Genomic DNA, 624 nt, shown 5'->3' with positions numbered 1-624 from the left:
CGGCATCGTGAACGCCGCCTTCAGGGCCGCGACCTGATCCGCCGTCAGGCTGGCGGTCAGGTCCGCCCCCGACACGCTGGTGTAGCTCACGCTCTGACCGGCGAACGAGACCGTCAGGTGGTCGGTCAGATCGGCATCGGCGAAGGTCAGCGTGCCCGAGCGCGCGTGGTTGACGGCCGTGCCCTCGTACCACGTCGCCCCGGTCGAGCCCGTGATGCTCGGCAGGTCGTCCGTGCCGACCAGCGTCACCACGACGTCCTGGCGTACCACCCCGCCCTTCCCGTCCGAGAGGGTCAGCGTGTAGGTCTGGTCGAGCGTCTGGCCGGCGCCGAGGAAGTCGAGGGCCTTGTCGGGGGCGCTCCAGTTCCAGACGACCCGGCCCGCCCCGCCGGCGGTGGTGTCGGTGACGACCGAGGCGGTCATCGCGCCGATGAAGCCGCGGCCCTGCATCGAGACGGCGACCGTGTGGGCGTCGGTCAGGTCGAGATCGGCAAATCCGGCGCTGCCCTGCGCGGTCAGGAGGGCGTTCGAGCCTGTCGGCCCGGCGGTCTCGGTGACGCTGGCGCGGCCCGGGGCGGTGGTGAAGGTCGGGGCATCGTTGATGCCGGAGAGCGTGACGACGAC

Annotated in this window: 1 protein-coding gene; it reads right to left on the bottom strand. The window is 71.8% G+C overall.

Translation table 11 applies throughout. The features are described 5' to 3' along the window. A partial coding sequence (locus MFF26_RS26380; protein ID WP_238308975.1) for a VCBS domain-containing protein occupies positions 1 to 624 on the bottom strand: 624 nt, incomplete at both ends.

The organism is Methylorubrum suomiense, from assembly GCF_022179765.1.
Lineage (GTDB): Bacteria > Pseudomonadota > Alphaproteobacteria > Rhizobiales > Beijerinckiaceae > Methylobacterium > Methylobacterium suomiense.
This window is presented reverse-complemented; position numbering and strand designations above follow the sequence as displayed.